Raw genomic sequence first — 20,333 nt, forward strand, 5'->3', positions numbered from 1 at the left:
AGTTATCCCTTCAGGGTGGCGGACAGCAGTTCGACGTTGCCGTCGAACTGCCAGAGCGGATTCGGTGCGTCTCCGATCGGGGTCCGGACCAGGAAGTAGCCGTTCACTTCCTTCGGCCCGTCACCGTCGGCCATGAACCGCCCGTCTGCGGTGACGTCGAGCTGGTAGATGGCCGTCCCTGCGGCCTCGACGTCGGGGAGATGCCAGGAGACGACGCAGCGCCAGTCGTTGCCCGGCCCCTGGCCGGCGACCTGGCCGCCGCCCTTGGTGCACGTCGCCGTGGCCTTCAGCTGCGCTTCGGTGACGTCGGGGCGGTTGAGTTGCTCGGTCTGGATGCGGTAGAGGTGGGCGAATGCCGTGGCGACCGACCGCTGCACCTTGTCCTGCTCGATTCCGGGACCCAGGGACGGGGTCGTCCCGGCGACGACCGCGACCGTGACGGCGCCAAGTCCGACCAGCGGCAGGAGTCCGGTGGTGATCGCGCGGCGTCCGGAGCCGTCGTAGGCCGGGTTGGTGAAATCGCGTCGCAGGAAAATCAGGTAGGCCAGCGTGGTCGCGGTCACGGCCCACACCAGGCTGACCACGATGCCGATCAGGAGTGGGCCGAGCTGTGCCGGGCTGGTGAACAGGCCGTTCCAGGCGATGAAGGCATAGCCGGGGAGGGCGAGGCGTACGGCAACGGGCAGCGGCAGCATCTGGGCGAGCTGCATCGCGAGCGCGACGAGCGCGGGCAGCAGCAGTCCCATCGGGGACCGCCCCAGCGTGACGGACCCGAGCAGTCCGATCGCGGCGAGGGCAAGGGTCGGGGCGAGTGCGCAGACCCAGGCGAGCAGGACATTGCCGGCGGCGTCCGCCGGCGTCAGCAGGTGGCCGTCGAGGCCGACCAGCGGCTGGTTGCCGACCGCCAGGACCCCGCCGGCCGCACTGGAACAGGCCAGCCCGGCCACGAGCAGCAGGATGACGGTGAGGCTGGCCAGCGCCTTCGCTGCGAAGATCCGTCGAGGCGACCGGACCGCCACGAGCAGGTGGCGCCAGGTGCCGAGCCGGTCCTCTGAGGCGAACACGTCGCCGGCGACCAAGGAGGTCAGCAGCGGGAGCGCCCAGGTGCCCGCGAAACCGAGCATCACCAGGGGTCCGGCCCACCCCGTGGCGTGCATCCAGCGACCGAAGAGGGTGTCGACGGGGAGCGTGCTCTGCTGGCTCACGGCGGCGACGAAGAGCGCCGGCACGATCCAGCAGGCGAGGACCAGCACGCGGATCCGCCATTGCGAGACCAGCTTGACCAGCTCGAAGCGGTAGCCGCGCGGAACCGGGACGCGGTGGGCACCGGCAACGTTGTCGTGGGTGAGGGTCGCGGTCATCGGCCGGCCTCCTGTTGCTCGGTGAGGGCGAGGAACGCTGCTTCGAGCGGCGACACCACGGGTGCGAGCTCGCGCAACGCGAGGCCCGCGTGGATGAGTTGCACCACCAGTTCGTCGAGGGCCGGCACCAGGGCGCGCACGACGAGTACCTCGGCGTCGTTCCGTGCCCCGGTGTCGTCGACGACCCGGATCCCGGCCGTGTCGGCAGCCAGCCGGCGGGCGGCCTGCGGGTCGGAGGTGAGCAGCCGGTAGTCGAGTTCACGGTTCTCCGCGGCCAGCTTGCTCAGCGGGCCCGAGAAGACGACCCGTCCGGTGGCGAGGATGGTGACCTCGGAACACAGCGCCTCGAGGTCGTCCATGCGGTGGCTCGAGAGCACGACGCCGGTTCCGTCCGTCGCGAGCCGGTTGAGGACACCGTGGACCTGTTTTTTTCCGGCCGGGTCGAGGCCGTTGGAAGGTTCGTCGAGCACGAGCAGCCGGGGCTTGGTGAGCAGGGCGGCGGCGAGGCCGAGTCGCTGACGCATGCCGAGGGAGAAGCCGCGGGTACGGTCGTCGGCGACATCGGTGAGCCCCACCTGGTCGAGCACGTCGTCGATCCCCGTTGTCCGCGCGTCGCGGCCGCGCAGAGCGGCCAGCGCGGCAAGGTTCTGCCGCGCGGTGAGTGAGGGGTAGAGACCGGGCCCGTCCACGAAGCCGGCGACACCGTCGGGAGCGGCGAGCGCCCGCCCGACCGGCGTACCCAGGATCTCGAGGCGGCCGCTGTCGGCGACGGCCAGGCCCAGCAGGAGGCCGAGCAAGGTCGTCTTGCCGGCGCCGTTCGGTCCGACCAAGCCGTGGATCTGCCCCTGTGCCACATCCAGATCGATGCCGTCCAGCGCGACGACGTCGCCGAAACACTTGGTGATCCCACGAGCCCGGGCTGCGAGGAGTGTGTCCATGAGTTCCTTCTTTCGGAAGCCACAAGGAACTTAGGTGTGGCACACAACGAAGGCGAGGACAGCTGGTTGAACGTTGATGGAACGGGAGGTGGTCGGCATCCCCCGCCCCGATTGCCATCGGTGCGTAATGCGCAGCTCGTCATGGCCGCCGCCGTCCAGGCCACCGGTCCCGGTCGGTTGCGGGGAGAACGGTGGTCGGTACAGCGGTCGAACTCCGCGTCGCCTAGGCTGTTTTCGATCGTCCCGCCCGCCAGGTGCCCTCCCGCGGCGGCCTCGCGGCAGGACGAGCCGCAGTTTCCTGCCCGCGATTCCCGTACGGAGGAGCGTCCTGTGACGGCCGGCCCGCTCAACCCCCAGATCGACACCAGCAAGCCCCACCCGGCGCGCGTCTACGACTGGTTGCTCGGTGGCAAGGACAATTACCCGATCGATCAGGCGGTGGGGGAGAAGCTGCCCCCGGAGGCGCGGGCCAATGCGGCGCGGAACCGGGCCTTCATGCACCGGGCCTCCGCCTGGCTGGCACACCGGGGCGTCGATCAGTTCCTCGACGTCGGTACCGGTATTCCCACCTCGCCGAACCTGCACCAGATCGTCCAGGCGATCACGCCCACGGCGCGGATCGTCTACGCGGACAACGACCCCATCGTTCTGCGTCATGCGGAGGCGCTGCTCGTCAGCAGCCCCGAGGGGGCCACCGACTACATCCACGCGGATGTCCGGCAGCCGGAGCTGATCCTCGACCGAGCCCGTGAACTGCTGGACTTCGACAGGCCCGTTGCCCTGTCGTTGATCGCGCTCATGCACTTCCTGCCCGACGACCAGGACCCGTACGGCATCACCCGCACCCTGGTGGACGCCCTGCCGTCGGGCAGCTATCTGGTCCTGTCGCACGGGACGGCCGACCAGCATCCGGAACTCCGCGTCGAGACCGAGGCCGCGTACAAGAAGGGCGCCATCGCGCTGCGGATGCGCACGCGCAGTGAGGTCGAGCCGTTCTTCGACGGTCTGGATCTCATTGCGCCCGGGCTGGTGCCGGCCGCGGAGTGGTACCAGGAGGAGCCGGCTCCGGAGAACGAACGGAGCGGTTTCTACGTGGGTGTTGCGCGCGTGAAGTGAGCGGGGCAGGTGGTGTCGACGCTCTTGGGCGCCGGGTCATGAGCCTGTGTCATGCGCCGGCCCTGCGGGGCCGGGCCGAGCGGCCCGACTGCCGGGAGTCTCCCGCCGGGGCCGAGTGCCGGTGCTGATCGTCGTGGGTGCGGACGACACGTACACGCCGGTCTCGGAAGCCGAGTCCATGCACCGGCTGATTCCGCAGTTCTCGCTCGTCGTCGACCGCGCCGGGCACCTGCCGAACCTGGAGCAGCCGGAGCGGTTCGACGCCGCGCTGCTCGGGTTCCTCGGAAGGCTCCAGGCCAGGACAGAGGTCTGGATCAGGACTCCTGGAGCGGTTTGGCGAAGCAGCGGCTGCTCTCGTACGTGCGGTAGTAGCCGAACTTCTCGCACGGGGTGTAGCCGCTGGAGGTGTACAGCGCAATGGCCTCCGGCTGCTGGTTGCCGGTCTCCAGCACCATCCGGGTGCGGCCCGCTGCGCGTGCATCTGCCTCGAGGGCGGCGAGGATACGGCGGGCCAGCCCCTGTCCGCGGACCTCCCGGGTCACGAACATCCGCTTGAGCTCGGCGTCGCCGTCCGAGTAGCCCTCGTCGCTCCGGTCCTGCGCGCGCCAGCCGCCGGTGGCGACCGGTGCGTCCGACACGTCGTAGGCGAGCAGATACAGGCCGTTCGGCGGCCGGAACATCGACGGGTCGAGCGGTGTGACATCGCCCTCGTCCCCGTAACGCTCGGCGTACTCGAGCTGCACCTCGTCGTTGAGTTTGACGGCGTCGGGGTGGTCGAAGGACCGAGGCTGGATATGCATGCGAAATATGGTACATGTATGCGGCGCCCGGTAATCGGTATGGTGCCGGCATGCTCACCGTGACCACCGTAAATGTGAACGGGCTCCGCGCCGCCGCGAAGAAGGGCTTCGCCGAGTGGCTGGCGCAGACCGACGCCGATGTGATCTGCCTGCAGGAGGTGCGGGCCGAGCCGCAGCAGCTCACCGCCGAGGTGCGTGAGCCCGACGGCTGGCACACCGTGCACGCACCCGCCGCCGCCAAGGGGCGGGCCGGGGTCTCGCTCTACACGCGCCGGGCGCCGGAGCGGGTGCAGATCGGGTTCGGCGGGTTCGGGGACGCCGGGAGCGAGGAGTTCGTCGACAGCGGCCGGTACGTCGAGGTCGACCTGCCCGGTGTGACGGTGGCGAGCCTGTACCTGCCCTCCGGTGAGGTCGGCACGGAGCGGCAGGACGAGAAGGAGCGCTTCATGGGTGCCTTCCTGTCGTACCTCAAGGGACTCAGGGTGCGGGCCGCGGCCGACGGCCGCGAGGTGCTGGTGTGCGGCGACTGGAACATCGCCCACCAGGAGGTCGACCTGAAGAACTGGAAGGGCAACAAGAAGAACTCCGGCTTCCTGCCGGAGGAGCGGGAGTGGCTGACCCGGGTCTTCGACGAGGCCGCATACGTCGATGTGATGCGGGCGCTCCACCCCGACGAGGAAGGGCCGTACTCCTGGTGGTCCTACCGGGGGCGGGCCTTCGACAACGACACGGGCTGGCGCATCGACTACCAGGTGGCCACGCCCGGTCTCGCCGGGCGTGCGGTGAAGGCATGGGTCGAGCGGGCCGCCACGCATGCCGAGCGGTGGAGCGACCACGCGCCGGTGACGGCCGTCTTCAACCTGTAAGGGTGCGGCGGTAACTGCTGCCGTCCTTGGGGCGGGTCAGCAGGCCCGCCACCACCAGATAGCGGCGCAGCGCCGAGTAGTCGTCGTGCACCGTCAGCAGTGCCTCGTTGACCTCGCGCTCGCTGTACATGCGGTCCGGCTCGAACAGCGTCCGGGCGAGGTGGACGAGCAGCTGTTCGCGGCGGGCCGGCTTGCGGGGGATCGCGGTCAGCCGACCGCGGGAGAACAGGGCGGCGACCCCGTGCGAACTGCTCGGATCGTTGTCAGGCATGGGCGGAAGCCTGACGCACGGGACGGGTGCGGGCAACGCAATTTCGGGCGACGGCTCCGAGGCCTACGTCTCCGGCGTCTTCGGCTCCGAGGGCTTCGGCCGGGCGTTGTCGTCGTGGCGCAGCCTGCGGTCGAAGGCCATCGAGAGTTCCGCGTCCACCACCGCGCGGGCGAGCGGACGGAGTTGGGCCGGTTCGGCCTCGGTGGAGTGGGCCCGCATCACCCCGACGAAGAGTTCGGCGAGCGCGTCCGCGTGTTCGCGGACCCGGCGGCCCGCCGAGAGCACTGTGGAGAGCGGCACCCCTTCCCGTACCAGCTCCGCCGACACCTCCAGGAGGCGGCGGCTGATGTGCACGATCTCGTCGCCGTCGGTGGCGAGATAACCGAGGTCCAGGGCGGTGGCGAGGTTCTCCGGGGTGACCTCGCCCTCGAAGTAGTCCGCGAGCTGTTCGGGCGTGAGGCGGACCGGGGTCTCCTCGGTCGGTTCGCCCAGCCCCAGCACCTCGGCGACATCGCGGCCGCTCTCGAACGTCCGGGCAAGATCGGCGATTCCGGTGAGGGTGTGGCCGCGCTCCAGCAGGCCGGCGATCGTCCGCAGCCGCGCCAGGTGATGGTCGTCGTACCAGGCGATGCGTCCCTCCCGGCGCGGTGGCGTGATCAGTCCGCGCTCCCGGTAGAAACGCACGGTCCGTACGGGGATGCCGGCCTCCCTGGCCAGCTCCTCCATGCGGTATTCGCGGTGCTCGCGTCCTTCAGCCACAACGGCACCCTATGTTGTACCGTCGGTAACTTTCCCTTGCCCGACCCCTACCCATCGGTACGGAGCTGCTCTACTCTCCCCACAATGCCAGTGATTGCTGGCAGAGTCGTGTGACGTACCGCGGGAGGCGGCAGCATGGCCCAGCACGAGCATGTACGAGTGGCGGTGATCGGATCCGGATTCGGGGGCCTGGGGGCCGCGGTCCGGCTGCGCCGCGAAGGCATCACCGACTTCGTCGTCCTGGAGCGCGCCGACTCCGTCGGTGGCACCTGGCGCGACAACAGCTATCCGGGCTGTGCCTGCGACGTACCGTCCCACCTCTACTCGTTCTCGTTCGCCCCCAACCCGGAGTGGCCGCGCACCTTCTCCGGGCAGGAGCACATCCGCGCCTACCTGGAGCACGTCGCCGACACCTTCGGGCTGCGTCCGCACATCAGGCCGGGTCACGAAGTGACGATGATGCGGTGGGACGACGACGAGTTGAACTGGACGATCGAGTCCGCGAACGGGACCACGATCGTCGCCGATGTCGTCGTCTCCGCGACCGGCCCGCTCTCCGACCCCAAGACGCCGGACATCCCCGGTCTCGCCGACTTCCCCGGCAAGGTCTTCCACTCGGCCCGCTGGGACCACGACTACGACCTGACCGGCAAGCGCGTCGCCATGATCGGCACCGGCGCCTCCGCCATCCAGATCGTGCCGTCGATCCAGCCGAAGGCCGGGAAACTGACCCTGTTCCAGCGCACCCCGCCGTGGGTCATGCCGCGCATGGACCGCAGCATCAGCGGTGCCGAGCGGTGGCTGCACCGCACGCTGCCGTTCACCGGCGCCGCGCGCCGCGGACTGCTGTGGGGCATACGGGAGTTGCAGGTCAGCGCCTTCACCAAGCACCCGAACGAGCTCGGTCTCGTCGAGAGGATAGCCAAGTCCAACATCGCCCGGGCCGTCAAGGATCCGGCGCTGCGGGCCAAGCTGACCCCCTCGTACCGCATCGGCTGCAAGCGGATCCTGCTCTCCAGCGCCTACTACCCGGCTCTCGCCCAGCCCAATGTGGATGTGGTCGCCTCCGGGCTGACGGAGGTGCGCGGCTCCACCGTCGTCGCCGCCGACGGTACGGAGACCGAGGTCGACGTGATCATCTTCGGCACCGGCTTCCATGTGACGGACATGCCCATCGCCGACCGGGTCGTCGGCGCGGAAGGCATCACGCTTGCCGAGTCCTGGAAGGACGGGATGCAGTCGCTGCGCGGCGCCACCGCCGCGGGCTTCCCCAACTGGATGACGATCATCGGCCCCAACACGGGGCTGGGGAACTCCTCCATGATCCTGATGATCGAGTCCCAGCTGAACTACATGGCGGACTATCTGCGCCAGCTGAACGTCCTGGGCGGACGGGCCGCGCTCGGCGCGCGGAGGTCGGCGGTCGGGATGTGGAACCGGCGGGTCCAGGAGCGGATGAAGCGGACCGTCTGGAACACGGGTGGCTGCACCAGCTGGTATCTGGACGCCAACGGGCGCAACACCACGGTCTGGCCGGGAACGACAGGTGAGTTCCGCCGTGCGACACGGACGGTGGACCTCGGGGAGTACGAGGTCATCCGGCCCCGGAAGGCTGATGCGGCCGAGACCGTCGCCGGCCGGAAGTCCGTCGCCGAGGAGGTCGCGCGATGAGCCGGCTGCTGCGACGCGAGGACGCCCCGCCGGTGCCCGCGCGCGAACTGACCGCCGTCTCCGCCGACGGCTCCCGGCTCCACGTCGAGGTGTACGGGCCGGACGGCGCCCCCGCGGTGGTGCTGGCGCACGGCTGGACCTGCAACACCCACTTCTGGGCCGCGCAGATCCGGGACCTGGCAGTGGACCACCGGGTCGTCGCCTACGACCAGCGCGGACACGGACGTACACCAGCCGTCGGCCCCGAGGGGTACAGCACCGACGCGCTCGCCGACGACCTCGAGGCGGTGCTCGCCGCCGCTCTCGCTCCGGGCGAGCAGGCGGTGCTCGCCGGGCACTCCATGGGCGGCATGACGCTGATGGCCGCCTCGCAACGGGCCGGGCTGCGTCAGCATGCGGCAGCCGTACTGCTGTGCAGCACCGGCAGTTCGCGGCTGATCGCCGAGTCGCTGGTCGTGCCGATGCGGGCCGGCGCCGTCCGGACCCGGATGACCCGCGCGATCCTCGGGGCGCGGGTCCCGCTCGGGCCGGTCACACCCGTCTCGAAGCGGATTCTCAAGTACGCGACGATGGGCGCCGGTTCGGCGCCGGAGCGGGTCGAGTCCTGTGCCAGGATCGTGCACGCCTGTCCGCGGGCGTCACGGGTCGCCTGGGGGCATGTGCTCGCGGAGCTCGATCTCGACGCGGGGATACGGGAGTTGCTGGTGCCCACGGCCGTGATCGCCGGCACGGAGGACCGGTTGACGCCGCCGGTACACGCCCGTGCCCTCGCGGCCGCGCTGCCCGACTGTCTGGGACTGACCGAGCTGGCGGGCATGGGCCACATGACACCGGTGGAGGCGCCGGAGGCGGTCACCGCGAAAATCCGGGAACTGGTCGCCGGGTATGTCACCCCTGCCACCGGCCCCGTCAGTGGCAGTGTCGAGGAGGAGGTCGTATGAGCGGCAGGCGCAGTCTCGAAGGTCAGGTCGTGGTCGTCACCGGCGCGGCGCGCGGCGTGGGCGAACTGCTGGCCCGCAAGCTCTCGGCGCGCGGTGCGAAGCTGGCGTTGGTCGGCCTGGAACCGGACGAGCTGAAGAAGGTCTCCGAGCGGCTGCACTCGGAGAGCGACCACTGGTACGCGGACGTCACCGACCATGTGGCGATGGCGCAGGTCGCACAGGAGGTGAAGGAGCGGTTCGGCAAGGTCGATGTCGTCGTCGCCAATGCGGGGGTCGCCTCGGGCGGGCCGTTCGTCGACTCCGACCCGGAGTCGTGGCGGCGGGTCATCGAGGTCAATCTGATCGGCGGCGCGGTGACGGGGCGGGCGTTCCTGCCCGTACTGGTGGAGAGCCGCGGCTACTTCCTGCAGATCGCGTCGCTCGCCGCGATCACTCCGGCGCCGATGATGACCGCGTACTGCGCGTCGAAGGCAGGCGTGGAGGCGTTCGCCCACAGCCTGCGGGCGGAGGTCGGGTACCGGGGGGTGAAGGTCGGCGTCGGCTATCTGTCCTGGACGGACACCGACATGGTGCGGGGCGCCGACGAGGACGACGTCATGCGGGAGTTGCGGCAGCGGCTGCCGTGGCCGGCGAATCGTACGTATCCGCTGGGCCCGGCGATCGACCGGATCGTGGCCGGCATCGAACGGCGTTCCGCGCATGTGTACGCGCAGTGGTGGCTGCGGGGCATGCAGTCGGTACGGGGCTACCTTCCGGCGGTCATCGGGGTGGTCGGGCAGCGCGAGATGAAACGGTTCGGGTCGCGGCTGGAGGGCGTGAGCAAGGGGCTCGTGGGGGCCGGGGGTGCGGCGGACGAGAGTGCGCGGGGCGTGGGGGGAGCGGGGGGTGCGCGGGGTTCGGACACTCAGCGTGACTGACCGAAATGCGTGGGATGTCCCGCCGTGTAAGTCTGGTCGAGGCCCTTACGGGGCCACCCCCAAGCACCCCACTAGGAGTGAACAGCATGGGTATCGCAGACCAGTTCAAGGACAAGGCGCAGGAGCTCGCCGACCAGGCGAAGAAGAATGTCGGCGACAAGAAGGGCGACGCGCGGCAGCGGTCGTCGTCCGAGGCGTCGGAGCGCGGGCGTGACAGGGCCCAGAACACGTCGCGGAACGCGGCGCGGGGCACGCACGACCGGGTCGACGACGAGTCTTGACTTGATCGTTGGTGACCTGCGCGGAGGCGTGGTTTGAGGCTTCGCGCGGATGAGGGGCGCGTCCGGGAGACCGGGCGCGCCTTTCGCGTGCGCGGGGGGTTCCTTGCCCCACCCCGCCCCTTCCCGAATCCGGGGGCAAGCCCCCGGGCCCCCTTGTCCTCAATCGCCGGACGGGCTCGCATTGCCGTCGCCGGACGGGCTCACGAGCCGCTGTCGGCGGGCGTGATTCACGAGTTGCCGTCGGCGGGTGGGCTCCCCAACTGCCGTCGTCGGACGGGGCTCACACGTTGCCGTCGCTGGACGGGGCTGACGAGTTGCCGTCGGCGGTCGGGTTCACGAAACTGCCGTCGTCGGACGGGGCTGACACGTTGCCGTCGCTGGACGGGGCTGACGAGCTGTCGTCGGTGGACGGGTTCACGAAACTGCCGTCGTCGGACAGGTCTCACAAGTTGCTGTCAGCGGACGAGTTCACGAGTTGCCGTCGGCGGACGGGTTCACGAAACTGCCGTCGTCGGGCGGGGCTCTCGAATAGCCGTCGTCGTGGGGGCACATTCGTCCGCGGTCGCCCTCGAAGCCGGCGCGGGCAATCAGCCCGTCCGGTGATTGAGGGCAAACCGTGGAGCCGGGTTCCCGCGCCGAGTCACCTCGGGGGCAGGGGCGGGCGTGCCCGGTCCGGGACTGTTTCGTACGTGGGCGGGGTGGCGGCCGGCTGGGTCTTGAGGAGGTCCAAGGCCACACGCACCGCGTCGTCCAGCACCGCGTGGCGCCCCTCCGCCCAGTCCAGGGGGGTGCGCAGGGCCTCCAGGTCCGGTTCCACGCCTCGGTTCTCGACCGACCAGCCGTACTCGTCGAACCAGGCCGCATTCATCGGCACCGTGATCACCGTGCCGTCCATCAACCGGTGCCGCCCGGTCATGCCGACCACACCGCCCCACGTCCGCTGACCCACGACCGGGCCCAGCTCCAGCAGACGGAACGCGGCGGTGATCATGTCGCCGTCGGAGGATGTCGCCTCGTCGGCGAGGGCCACCACCGGGCCCCGGGGGGCGTTGGAGGCGTACGAGACCGGCTGGGCGTTGCGGGTCAGGTCCCAGCCGAGAATGGTGCGGGTCAGCGTCTCGACCACCAGCTCGCTGATGTGGCCGCCCGCGTTGCCGCGTACGTCGACGATCAGGGCCGGCCGGGAGACCTCCAGGCGCAGGTCCCGGTTGAACTGGGCCCAGCCCGAGCCGCCCATGTCGGGGATGTGCAGGTAGCCGCATTTGCCGCCGCTCAGTTCTCGTACCACTTCACGACGCTTGGCCACCCAGTCCTGGTAGCGCAGCGGCCGCTCGTCGACCAGGGGCACGATCGCGACCCGGCGCGCGGGGCCCTCGCCCTCGCCGGGCTGGAAGGTGAGTTCGACCGTGGTGCCACCTGCCGCGGCGAGGAGGGGGTAGGGGCCTGTGACGGGGTCCACCGGGCGGCCGTCGACATGGGTGAGGACCGCGCCCTCCCGGATGCCGGTGCCGGCGAGCGGTGAACGAGCCTTGGAGTCCGAGGAGTCGCCGGGCAGGATCCGCCGGACCACCCAGGCTCCGTCCCGGCACACCAGGTTCGCGCCGAGCAGCCCGATCGGCCGCTGGTAGTGCGGCGGGCCCTCGTTGCGGCGGGCGGGTGCCACGTACGCGTGCGAGGTGCCCAGTTCGCCGAGCACCTCGCGCAGCAGGTCGGCGAACTCGTCGGGCGTCGCCACCCGTTCGACCAGCGGCCGGTACTGGTCGAGCACGCCTGCCCAGTCGATGCCGCACATGTCCGGCTCCCAGAAGTAGGAGCGGATGATGCGGCCCGCCTCCCCGTACGCCTGCCGCCATTCCGCCGGCGGGTCGACGTCGTGCAGGATCCGCCGCAGGTCGAGGTAGACCGTCGAGTCGCTGTCGCCGGCCTCGGTGGCCGGTACGGCCCGCAGTTCGCCGTCGTCCATGACGACGAGCCGTGTCCTGTCGCCGCTGACGGCGAACCAGTCGAGATGGCCGACGAGTTCGGTCTTCCTGGCCTTGGTGATGTTGAAGTGTTCGAGGGTGGGGCGCCCCGAGGTGTCGGCCGGGTTGACGAACGTCTCGCCGAGGGCGCCGGAGATCGGCCAGCGCAGCCAGACGAGCCCGCCGCCGCTGACCGAATGGAGCGCCGAGTACTTCGACGCGGTGACCGGGAACGGCGTCACCCGGTTCTCCAGCCCTTCGAACTCGACCGTGACCGTGGCCCCTTCGACCGGAGTCGCTTCCGGAGTGTCGACCGGGTCGAGGCCGCCCGCCGCCGGGCGTCCCTCCGGCGAGAGAGCGAACGGGGACGGGGTGGCCGAGGAGAGCGGCACCAGGTACGGGCGGCAGCCGAGCGGGAAGGAGAGGTCGCCGGTGTGGACGTCGTACACCGGGTCGAAGCCGCGCCAGGAGAGGAACGCGAGATACCGGCCGTCGTCCGTGAACACCGGGTTCTCGTCCTCGAAGCGGCCGTTGGTGACATCGACGACCACCGGCGCGCCGGGCCCCATGATCCGGGCCAGTTTGATCTGTCGAAGCGAGCGCCCGATTCCTGGATGCGACCAGGTCAGCCAGGCTCCGTCCGGCGAGAACGCCAGATCACGGACGGGGCCGTTGATGGAGCGGATCAGTTCGGTCGGTTCGCCGGTGGACTCCTCGGCGGTCTCCAGAAGCAGCAGGCGGCCGTCGTTCGTCGCGATCGCGAGGCGTTCGCCGTCCGGGTCGGAGGTCATCTCCTGGACCCGGCCGATCTGCCCGGAGGCCAGTCGGCGCGGTTCCCGGGGGCCGCTGGCACGCGGCAGGTAGGCGATCTCGATCGCGTCCGCACCGTCCGCATCCGTGACGTATGCGACCTGGCCGACGCTGCCGAGCATCTCGGGCAGCCGGACCCGGACCCCCGGTGTGTCGGCGATCGTGCGGGCGGGCCCGTCGCGGTGGGTGAGCCAGTACAGACTGCCCCGTACCGTGACGGCGCTCGCCCGTCCCGTCTCGTCCACGGACAGCGAGTCGACATGGCTGGAGGCCGGCACCTGGTACGTACGCCGCCCGGCCCGCGGCCCGCCGAGCCGCACCTCCAGCTTCCGCGGCACCGCGTCCGGCGACAGGTCGTCGACCAGCCACACTTCGCCCGCGCACTGGTAGACGACCCGGTGCCCGTCGCTGGACGCGTGCCGGGCGTAGAACGCGTCGTGGTCCGTGTGGCGGCGAAGATCGCTGCCGTCGTGCAGACAGGAGTAGAGGTTGCCGACGCCCTCGTGGTCGGAGAGGAACGCGATTCGCCCGCCGACGAACATCGGTGCGTCCAGATGGCCGTCGAGATCGGGCAGCAGCCGCACGCCGTGCAGCCACAGCCGCCCCATCGCCCCGCCCCGGTACCGCTTCCAGGCGGCCGGTTCGTGCGGCGGCGTGCCGGTGAGCAGCAGCGTGCGCCGCTCGCCGTCGATGTCCGCGACCGCGATGTCGGCGACCGGGCCCCAGGGGAGCTTCCCGCCGGGGGAGCCGTCCGTGGGGACGCTGTAGGCCCAGGAGAAGTACGAGAACGGCTGGGCGTGCGAGGACACGGCGAGGATGTGGGACTGCTCGCCCGGATCGGGCGTCCAGCCGCGGACCCGGGCGTCGGTGGCCCCCCAGTAGGTGAGCCGGCGGGCCGGCCCGCCCTCGACCGGCGCGAGATGGATCTCGGGGTCGAGGCTGCGCCAGGTCGTGTAGGCGATACGGGTTCCGTCGGGGGAGAAGCGCGGGTGGCTTACCCGGGTCCGGTCGACGGTCACCCGCCACGCCCGGCCGGGCCGCTGCCCCTCGGGGACGAGGGGGGCGACCCAGAGGTCGTCCTCGGCCGCGAAACAGAGCAGGTCCTCGTGGAGGTGCGGGAAACGGAGATACGCGACGTCGTCACTCACCCCCCAATGCTTTCCGCGCGAGAGGGCCCCGGCAACTCGTGGCGCGCCAAGTTGTGGTGCAGCACACAAGCGAAACGATTTAGTTTCGCTGAGTCGGCGAGGTACCGTCGACGTGTACGAAACAGTTTCGTTCGGTCGACTGATGTACGAGCGACTGACGTACGACCGGGAGAAGCAGGGGGTCGCACCACATGGCACGCACACGGCTCACGCCCGAGCGCGAGAGCGAGATGTACGCCGCGGTGCTCGACCTGTTGCGCGAGGTCGGCTACGACGCCCTGACCATGGATGCCGTCGCCGCCCGCACCCGTTCCAGCAAGGCCACCCTCTACCGCCAGTGGGGGAGCAAGGCGGAGCTGGCCGTCAAGGCGCTGCGGCACAACAAGCCGGGCGGCCTTGCCGAGATCGACACCGGCTCGCTGCGCGGCGACTTCCACGCCGCGCTCGGCCGTGCCGACGACTGCCAGATGGAGAAGGACTCCGCGCTGATGCGGGGCCTGATGCATGCCGTCCACGAGAATCCCGACCTCCACCAGGCCCTGCGCGAGCTGCTCATCGAGCCGGAGATGACCGGCCTCGACACGTTGCTCCGCCGAGCGGTGGACCGGGGTGAGCTGCGTCCGGACAACCCGGCGCTGAAATATGTACCGCACATGCTGATCGGTGCTTTCGCCGCTCGGCAGCTGGTCGAGGACCGCGCCGTCGACCGGGCGTTTCTCATCGACTATGTCGACTCCGTGATCCTCCCCGCTCTCGGCGTCTGACCCGTCCCCTCCGTACGGCCCTCTCCCCAAGCCCCACCTGACACGCCGCTCTCGTCGTCGGGCTGGTTCCTCACGCCCTTTTCCACTCACACGACCTGACCGGGAGTACGCCCCCGTGGCCACATTCCTCTACAAACTCGGACGGTTCGCCTTCCGGCGCCGCCGCTATGTCGCCCTCGTCTGGGTGGCGCTGCTGGCGCTCGCCGGATTCGGCGCGGCCTCCGCGTCCACTGCCACCTCCAGCTCCTTCTCCATTCCGGGTACGGAGGCACAGAAGGCCTTCGACCTGCTGGAACAGCGCTTCCCCGCCACCAGCGCCGACGGCGCGACCGCACGGGTCGTCTTCAAGGCGCCCGACGGCGAGAAGATGACGGACCCGGCCAACAAGGCCGAGGTGCGCAAGGTCGCGGACGAGCTGAAGTCCGGCTCGGACCAGATCGCCTCGGTGACCGACCCGTACACGGGCAAGGCCGTCAGCAAGGACGGTTCCACCGCGTACGTCTCCGTCTCCTACAAGGTCAGCTCGATGGAGCTGACCGACGCGACACGGGACGACCTCCAGGACACGGGCAAGGCGGCGCAGCAGAGCGGGCTCACCGTGGAGATCGGCGGTGACGCGCTCCAGGTGATGCCGGAGACCGGCGCCACCGAGATCATCGGTGTGGCGATCGCGGCGGTCGTGCTGGTCATCACCTTCGGGTCGCTGATCGCGGCCGGGCTGCCGCTGCTGACCGCGCTCATCGGCGTCGGCATCGGTGTCTCGACGATCACGGCGCTGGCGAACGTGCTCGACCTGGGCTCCACCACCTCCACCCTCGCGATGATGATCGGCCTCGCGGTCGGCATCGACTACGCGCTCTTCATCGTCTCCCGCTACCGCGCCGAGCTGGCCGAGGGCCGCGAGCGCGAGGAAGCGGCGGGGCGGGCGGTCGGCACGGCCGGTTCCGCGGTCGTCTTCGCCGGTCTCACCGTCGTCATCGCCCTGGTCGGCCTGGCTGTCGTCAACATTCCGATGCTGTCGAAGATGGGCTTCGCCGCGGCCGGCACGGTCGCCATAGCCGTCCTCATCGCGCTGACCCTGGTCCCGGCGATGATGGGCTTCGCGGGCAAGCGGGTGATGGGACGCAAGGCGCGCAAGGCCGCCGAGGCGGAGATCAAGACGGAGCCGAAGCCGAACATGGGCACCCGGTGGGCGCGGTTCGTGCTGCGCAAGCCGGTGTGGGTGCTGCTGGTCGGAGTGATCGGCCTCGGGACCATCGCCGTGCCGGCCGCCTCCCTGGAGATGGGCCTGCCCGACGACGGCTCCCAGCCCACCAGTACCACTCAGCGCCGCGCCTACGACCTGCTCTCCGACGGCTTCGGCCCCGGCTTCAACGGTCCGCTGATGGTCGTCGTGGACACGGCGAACAGCTCGGACGGCAGGACCGCGGTCGACCGGGTCACCGACGACATCTCCGGTATCCCGCACGTCGTCGCCGTCTCCCCGGCCACCTTCAACAAGGCCGGCGACACCGCGATGATCACCGTCGTACCCAAGGACCGGCCGAGCTCCGCCGCAACGGAGAACGTGGTCCACGCGATCCGTGACGCGGGCAAGGACATCAAGTCCGACACCGGCGCCGAGATCCTGGTCACCGGCTCCACGGCGATGAACATCGACTTCTCGCAGAAGATGAACGACGCGCTGCTGCCGTACCTGGCGCTCGTCGTCGGCCTGGCGTTCCTGCTCCTGATGCTGGTCTTCCGGTCGGTGCTGGTGCCGCTGAAGGCGGCCCTCGGCTTCCTGCTCTCGGTCGTCGCGGCCCTGGGTGCGGTCGTCGCGGTCTTCCAGTGGGGCTGGCTCGGCTCGCTCTTCGGTGTCGAACAGACCGGCCCGATCATGTCCATGATGCCGATCTTCATGGTGGGTGTGGTCTTCGGCCTCGCCATGGACTACGAGGTCTTCCTCGTCACCCGGATGCGCGAGGCGTACGTCCACGGGGAGAAGCCCCCGCAGGCGATCGTCACCGGCTTCCGGCACGGCGCCCGCGTCGTCACCGCCGCGGCCGTGATCATGATGGCGGTCTTCGCCGGGTTCATCGGCTCCAGCGAGTCGATGATCAAGATGATCGGCTTCTCGCTCGCCATCGCGGTCTTCTTCGACGCGTTCGTCGTCCGGATGGCGATCGTGCCCGCGGTCCTCGCCCTGCTCGGCAAGCGCGCCTGGTGGCTGCCGCGCTGGCTGGACCGGCTGCTGCCCAACGTCGACGTGGAGGGCGAGAGGCTGCGCAAGCAGCTCGGCGAGACGCCGTCCGACGGCGAGGGCCACGGTGACGCCCAGGGTGAGCGCGAGCTGACCCGGGTCTGATTGCCGGGGGGCAACCCCCTGAGAGCCCCGGGGCCCGCGTCTGAGCGGAGCGCGGCTCCGGACTGCGCCGGTTACCTGTGGGGACGGGGGACCGGGGCGACGATGAGCCCCCGTGCGAGCGGCACGGGGGCTCATCCATGCCGTCACGCCCGGGCCGTCACCGCCTGCGCGGCCTCGGGGCTGGTCTCGTCGTGGATACGGTGCAGGAAGCGGATCATCGATGTGTTGTCGAACTGCACCACCTCGACGCCGTCCGCCGAGTGCTTCTCCACGACCAGTTGCGCCCGGCCCAACGGCCATATCCGGATGGCGCCGCTCCTGGCCGGGGAGCGCATCCCGCCCTCCAGCAGATCGCGGCCGAAGGCCCAGTCGGTGCCGCCGGGGAAGGCGACATGGACGGTTCGCGGGTCGGAGCCGGCGTCGTATCGCAGGTCGACGGGGACTGTGAAGGTGTCGGTGGCCTCGGTGATGAGTCGGGCTTCGGTGTGCTCTTCGATCACGGGGGGCATGTCCGGCTCCTCCTATTTGTTAACTCCTGCTATCTAATGTCCCATATTTTGGCCACTTGGCGCGGCGAGGCGGCTACTGGGGCGCACAGCTGTGAGGTATGCGCTCTTGCGAACGGTTCGCAACAAGGCCCTATCATCGAGAGGTTCATGACCCCGCGCAGCAACGCAGGAAGCGGAGCCTCCTCCATGCATGTACCCGACGGATTCATCAACGCACCCGTCTCCGCCGCCGCCGGCGTCGTCGCGGCGGGTGCCGTTGCGGTCGGTCTGCGGGGTGCCCGCCGCGAGCTCGATGAGCGCACCGCGCCGCTGGCGGGTCTTGTCGCCGCCTTCATCTTTGCCGTGCAGATGCTGAACTTCCCGGTGGCCGCAGGTACCAGCGGCCATCTCCTGGGCGGGGCGCTGGCCGCGATCCTGGTCGGTCCTTGTACCGGGGTGCTCTGCATATCCGTCGTCCTGCTCATGCAGGGCATCCTCTTCGCGGACGGCGGACTCACCGCGCTGGGCGTCAACGTCCTCGACATGGGCATCACGACCACCGTCGTCGCGTACGCCCTCTTCCGCGGCCTGGTCGGTGTGCTGCCGCGGACCCGTCGCTCCATGACCGTCGCGTCGTTCGTCGCCGCGCTGGTTTCCGTACCGGCCGCGGCGGTCGTCTTCACGCTGATCTACTGGATCGGCGGTACCACCGACATCGCGATCGGCAAGGTCTTCACCGCCATGGTCGGCGTACACGTCCTGATCGGGATCGGTGAGGCCCTGATCACGGCGCTGACCGTCGGCGCCGTCATCGCCGTCCGCCCCGATCTGGTGCACGGCGCCCGGGGGCTGACCGCGCCGCTCAAGCTCCGGGTCGGCGGCGAACTCGTCGACGCGCCGGCACGCGAGACCGCCCCCGTCGCCGGCCGGTCGACGCGCAAGGTCTGGGCCACCGGCCTGGTCACCGCCCTCGTCCTCGCGGGCTTCGTCTCCTTCTACGCCTCGGCCAGCCCGGACGGCCTGGAGAAGGTCGCGGCCGACCAGGGCATCGACGAGAAGACCGAGCCGCATGCGTCCAAGGACTCCCCGCTCGCCGACTACGGCGTCCGGGACATCTCCGACGCCCGGATCTCCGGCGGCCTCGCCGGAGTGATCGGGGTCGGCGCCACGGTCGTGGCCGGCAGCGGGGTCTTCTGGGCCGTGCGCCGCCGCCGTACGCCGGACGCACTCGACGCGCGCACCGAGGAAACCGTCTGATGGGCGCCGGGCACGCCCACAAGCTCTACCGGCACGGGCACTCGCCGGTCCATGATCTGCCGCCGCACTGCAAGCTGGCCGCCGTCTTCTGCTTCGTGGTGGTCGTCGTCTCGACGCCGCGCGAGGCGGTCTGGGCGTTCGCGCTGTACGCGGTGCTGATCGCCGCGGTCGCCGTGCTCGCCCGGATCCCGGCCGGGTTCCTCCTCAAACGGCTGCTCATCGAGGTGCCGTTCGTCGCGTTCGCACTGCTGATGCCGTTCGTGGTGCCGGGCGAGCAGACCGAACTCCTCGGTGTCCCGGTCAGCGTCCCCGGCCTCTGGGGCGCCTGGAACGTGCTGGCCAAGGGCACCCTGGGCGTCGCCGCCTCGGTGCTGCTGGCCTCCACCACCGAGCTGCGCTCCCTGCTGCTCGGCCTCCAGCGGCTCAAGCTGCCTCCGCTGCTCGTGCAGATCGCCTCGTTCATGATCCGGTACGGGGATGTGGTCACCGATGAGATGCGGCGCATGTCGATCGCCCGCCGCTCCCGGGGCTTCGAGGCGCGCGGCGTGCGGCAGTGGGGGGTACTCGCCGCATCGGCGGGCGCCCTCTTCATCCGCTCCTACGAACGCGGCGAACGGGTTCATCTCGCCATGGTCAGTCGCGGCTACACCGGCTCGATGCCGGTGATCGACGAAGTGACGGCGTCCCGTGCCCAGTGGGCGTACGCCTCGGCACTCCCCGTCCTCGCCCTCGTCGTCTGTCTGCTGGGATGGACCCTATGAGCATGTCACCGACGCCCCCCGCCTCCCTCGAGGTCAGCGGCCTCGCCTACGCCTACCCAGACGGTCACCAGGCGCTCTTCGGCGTCGATCTGACCGTCGCCCGCGGCGAGCGCGTCGCCCTGCTCGGCCCGAACGGCGCCGGCAAGACCACCCTCGTCCTCCACCTCAACGGCATCCTCGACGCGGGCGCGGGCACCGTCCGGGTCGCCGGTCTCCCGGTGGAGAAGCGCAACCTCGCCGAGATCCGCCGCCGCGTCGGCATCGTCTTCCAGGACCCCGACGACCAGCTCTTCATGCCGACCGTCCGGGAGGACGTCGCTTTCGGACCCGCCGCCTCCGGGCTGCGTGGCGCCGAGCTGGAGGAGCGGGTCGTCGAGGCTCTGAAGCAGGTCGGTATGGAGGGGTACGCGGACCGCCCCCCGCATCACCTCTCCTTCGGCCAGCGTCGCCGCGTCGCCGTCGCCACCGTGCTCGCGATGCGGCCGGAGATCCTCGTCCTGGACGAGCCGTCGTCCAACCTGGACCCCGCGTCGAGGCGTGAACTCGCCGACATCCTGAGGTCGTTGGACGTCACCGTACTGATGGTCACGCATGACCTGCCGTATGCCCTGGAGCTCTGCCCGCGCGCGGTCATCCTCAGCGACGGTGTCATCGCCGCCGACGACCGTACGCATGACCTGCTCTGCGACGAGGAGTTGATGCGCGCCCACCGGCTGGAGCTGCCCTTCGGGTTCGACCCGCGCTCCGTGACCATGGGCGCGTGACCGGCGACGGCACCAGCCATCCCGCGGCCCCGCCGCTGCTCGACGAGCAGCTCCGCTCCGCGCGGTCCGGCCAGATGCGTTGCGGGAAATGTTCGTGCGTGCACTTCTTTCG

The 20,333-nt window shown here is 70.2% G+C and carries 19 protein-coding genes; 11 read left to right on the plus strand and 8 right to left on the minus strand.

Annotated features, from left to right (window positions below):
• Nucleotides 1–2: 2 nt before the first annotated feature.
• Both ACIA8E_RS19070 and ACIA8E_RS19075 read right to left on the minus strand, forming a co-directional pair.
• Nucleotides 3–1,361, minus strand: coding sequence for an ABC transporter permease (locus tag ACIA8E_RS19070; protein WP_399299384.1), 1,359 nt, complete (start codon nucleotides 1,359–1,361; stop codon nucleotides 3–5).
• On the minus strand, nucleotides 1,358–2,299 hold the full coding sequence (locus ACIA8E_RS19075; protein ID WP_399299386.1) for an ABC transporter ATP-binding protein: 942 nt from the start codon (nucleotides 2,297–2,299) through the stop codon (nucleotides 1,358–1,360). The genes ACIA8E_RS19070 and ACIA8E_RS19075 overlap by 4 nt, the downstream gene beginning before the upstream one ends.
• A gap of 330 nt (nucleotides 2,300–2,629) precedes the next feature.
• On the opposite strand from ACIA8E_RS19075, the gene ACIA8E_RS19080 reads away from it, so the two are divergent.
• Nucleotides 2,630–3,415 (plus strand): SAM-dependent methyltransferase, encoded by a 786-nt coding sequence (locus ACIA8E_RS19080; RefSeq protein ID WP_399299388.1) that lies wholly within the window; start codon nucleotides 2,630–2,632, stop codon nucleotides 3,413–3,415.
• 314 nt (nucleotides 3,416–3,729) lie between these two features.
• Here ACIA8E_RS19080 and ACIA8E_RS19085 read toward each other — a convergent pair whose 3' ends face one another.
• Nucleotides 3,730–4,215, minus strand: coding sequence for a GNAT family N-acetyltransferase (locus ACIA8E_RS19085; protein ID WP_399299390.1), 486 nt, complete (start codon nucleotides 4,213–4,215; stop codon nucleotides 3,730–3,732).
• Between the two features lie 50 nt (nucleotides 4,216–4,265).
• On the opposite strand from ACIA8E_RS19085, the gene ACIA8E_RS19090 reads away from it, so the two are divergent.
• On the plus strand, nucleotides 4,266–5,081 hold the full coding sequence (locus ACIA8E_RS19090; RefSeq protein ID WP_399299392.1) for an exodeoxyribonuclease III: 816 nt from the start codon (nucleotides 4,266–4,268) through the stop codon (nucleotides 5,079–5,081).
• Here the strand turns inward: ACIA8E_RS19090 and ACIA8E_RS19095 are convergent.
• Nucleotides 5,071–5,352: a DUF2087 domain-containing protein gene (locus tag ACIA8E_RS19095; protein WP_399299394.1), complete on the minus strand. Its 282-nt coding sequence runs from the start codon at nucleotides 5,350–5,352 to the stop codon at nucleotides 5,071–5,073. The two genes, ACIA8E_RS19090 and ACIA8E_RS19095, sit on opposite strands and share 11 nt — an antisense overlap.
• A 63-nt stretch (nucleotides 5,353–5,415) precedes the next feature.
• Nucleotides 5,416–6,078, minus strand: coding sequence for a MerR family transcriptional regulator (locus ACIA8E_RS19100; protein WP_399299712.1), 663 nt, complete (start codon nucleotides 6,076–6,078; stop codon nucleotides 5,416–5,418).
• Between the two features lie 168 nt (nucleotides 6,079–6,246).
• Here ACIA8E_RS19100 and ACIA8E_RS19105 point away from each other — a divergent pair, with 168 nt between their 5' ends.
• The 4 genes from ACIA8E_RS19105 (at nucleotide 6,247) to ACIA8E_RS19120 (ending at nucleotide 9,921) form a co-directional block, all read left to right on the plus strand.
• Nucleotides 6,247–7,782, plus strand: coding sequence for a flavin-containing monooxygenase (locus ACIA8E_RS19105; RefSeq protein ID WP_399299396.1), 1,536 nt, complete (start codon nucleotides 6,247–6,249; stop codon nucleotides 7,780–7,782).
• Nucleotides 7,779–8,723, plus strand: a complete 945-nt coding sequence (locus ACIA8E_RS19110) for an alpha/beta fold hydrolase (protein ID WP_399299398.1) — start codon at nucleotides 7,779–7,781, stop codon at nucleotides 8,721–8,723. The genes ACIA8E_RS19105 and ACIA8E_RS19110 overlap by 4 nt, the downstream gene beginning before the upstream one ends.
• Complete coding sequence (locus tag ACIA8E_RS19115) at nucleotides 8,720–9,640, plus strand: SDR family oxidoreductase (RefSeq protein ID WP_399299400.1); 921 nt, start codon at nucleotides 8,720–8,722, stop codon at nucleotides 9,638–9,640. Before ACIA8E_RS19110 ends, ACIA8E_RS19115 begins: the two co-directional genes overlap by 4 nt.
• Nucleotides 9,641–9,726: 86 nt before the next feature.
• Nucleotides 9,727–9,921, plus strand: a complete 195-nt coding sequence (locus tag ACIA8E_RS19120) for a hypothetical protein (RefSeq protein ID WP_326604159.1) — start codon at nucleotides 9,727–9,729, stop codon at nucleotides 9,919–9,921.
• 280 nt (nucleotides 9,922–10,201) lie between these two features.
• Here the strand turns inward: ACIA8E_RS19120 and ACIA8E_RS19125 are convergent, their stop codons facing one another.
• Both ACIA8E_RS19125 and ACIA8E_RS19130 read right to left on the minus strand, forming a co-directional pair.
• Nucleotides 10,202–10,339, minus strand: a complete 138-nt coding sequence (locus ACIA8E_RS19125) for a hypothetical protein (RefSeq protein WP_399299402.1) — start codon at nucleotides 10,337–10,339, stop codon at nucleotides 10,202–10,204.
• A gap of 222 nt (nucleotides 10,340–10,561) precedes the next feature.
• Entirely contained in the window at nucleotides 10,562–13,840 is a 3,279-nt protein-coding gene (locus tag ACIA8E_RS19130; RefSeq protein WP_399299404.1) for a S41 family peptidase, read from the minus strand.
• 191 nt (nucleotides 13,841–14,031) lie between these two features.
• Between ACIA8E_RS19130 and ACIA8E_RS19135 the strand changes: the two genes are divergently transcribed.
• Together ACIA8E_RS19135 and ACIA8E_RS19140 are read left to right on the plus strand one after the other, a co-directional pair.
• Complete coding sequence (locus ACIA8E_RS19135; protein ID WP_030926709.1) at nucleotides 14,032–14,604, plus strand: TetR/AcrR family transcriptional regulator; 573 nt, start codon at nucleotides 14,032–14,034, stop codon at nucleotides 14,602–14,604.
• 115 nt (nucleotides 14,605–14,719) lie between these two features.
• Complete coding sequence (locus ACIA8E_RS19140; RefSeq protein WP_399299406.1) at nucleotides 14,720–16,951, plus strand: MMPL family transporter; 2,232 nt, start codon at nucleotides 14,720–14,722, stop codon at nucleotides 16,949–16,951.
• A 143-nt stretch (nucleotides 16,952–17,094) separates the two neighbouring features.
• On the opposite strand, the gene ACIA8E_RS19145 is transcribed toward ACIA8E_RS19140, so the two are convergent.
• Nucleotides 17,095–17,460 (minus strand): SsgA family sporulation/cell division regulator, encoded by a 366-nt coding sequence (locus ACIA8E_RS19145; protein ID WP_399299408.1) that lies wholly within the window; start codon nucleotides 17,458–17,460, stop codon nucleotides 17,095–17,097.
• 186 nt (nucleotides 17,461–17,646) lie between these two features.
• Between ACIA8E_RS19145 and ACIA8E_RS19150 the strand changes: the two genes are divergently transcribed.
• Genes ACIA8E_RS19150 through ACIA8E_RS19160 form a run of 3 tightly spaced genes read left to right on the plus strand, consistent with a single transcriptional unit; the run spans nucleotide 17,647 to nucleotide 20,221 of the window.
• Complete coding sequence (locus ACIA8E_RS19150) at nucleotides 17,647–18,696, plus strand: energy-coupling factor ABC transporter permease (RefSeq protein ID WP_399299410.1); 1,050 nt, start codon at nucleotides 17,647–17,649, stop codon at nucleotides 18,694–18,696.
• The gene (gene cbiQ, locus ACIA8E_RS19155; protein ID WP_399299412.1) at nucleotides 18,696–19,457 is read left to right on the plus strand and encodes a cobalt ECF transporter T component CbiQ; all 762 of its coding nucleotides are present in this window, start codon (nucleotides 18,696–18,698) and stop codon (nucleotides 19,455–19,457) included. Before ACIA8E_RS19150 ends, cbiQ begins: the two co-directional genes overlap by 1 nt.
• Entirely contained in the window at nucleotides 19,454–20,221 is a 768-nt protein-coding gene (locus ACIA8E_RS19160) for an energy-coupling factor ABC transporter ATP-binding protein (protein ID WP_030976796.1), read from the plus strand. Before cbiQ ends, ACIA8E_RS19160 begins: the two co-directional genes overlap by 4 nt.
• Nucleotides 20,222–20,333 lie beyond the last annotated feature (112 nt).

It is taken from the genome of Streptomyces sp. NPDC051664 (genome assembly GCF_044453545.1).
GTDB lineage: Bacteria > Actinomycetota > Actinomycetes > Streptomycetales > Streptomycetaceae > Streptomyces.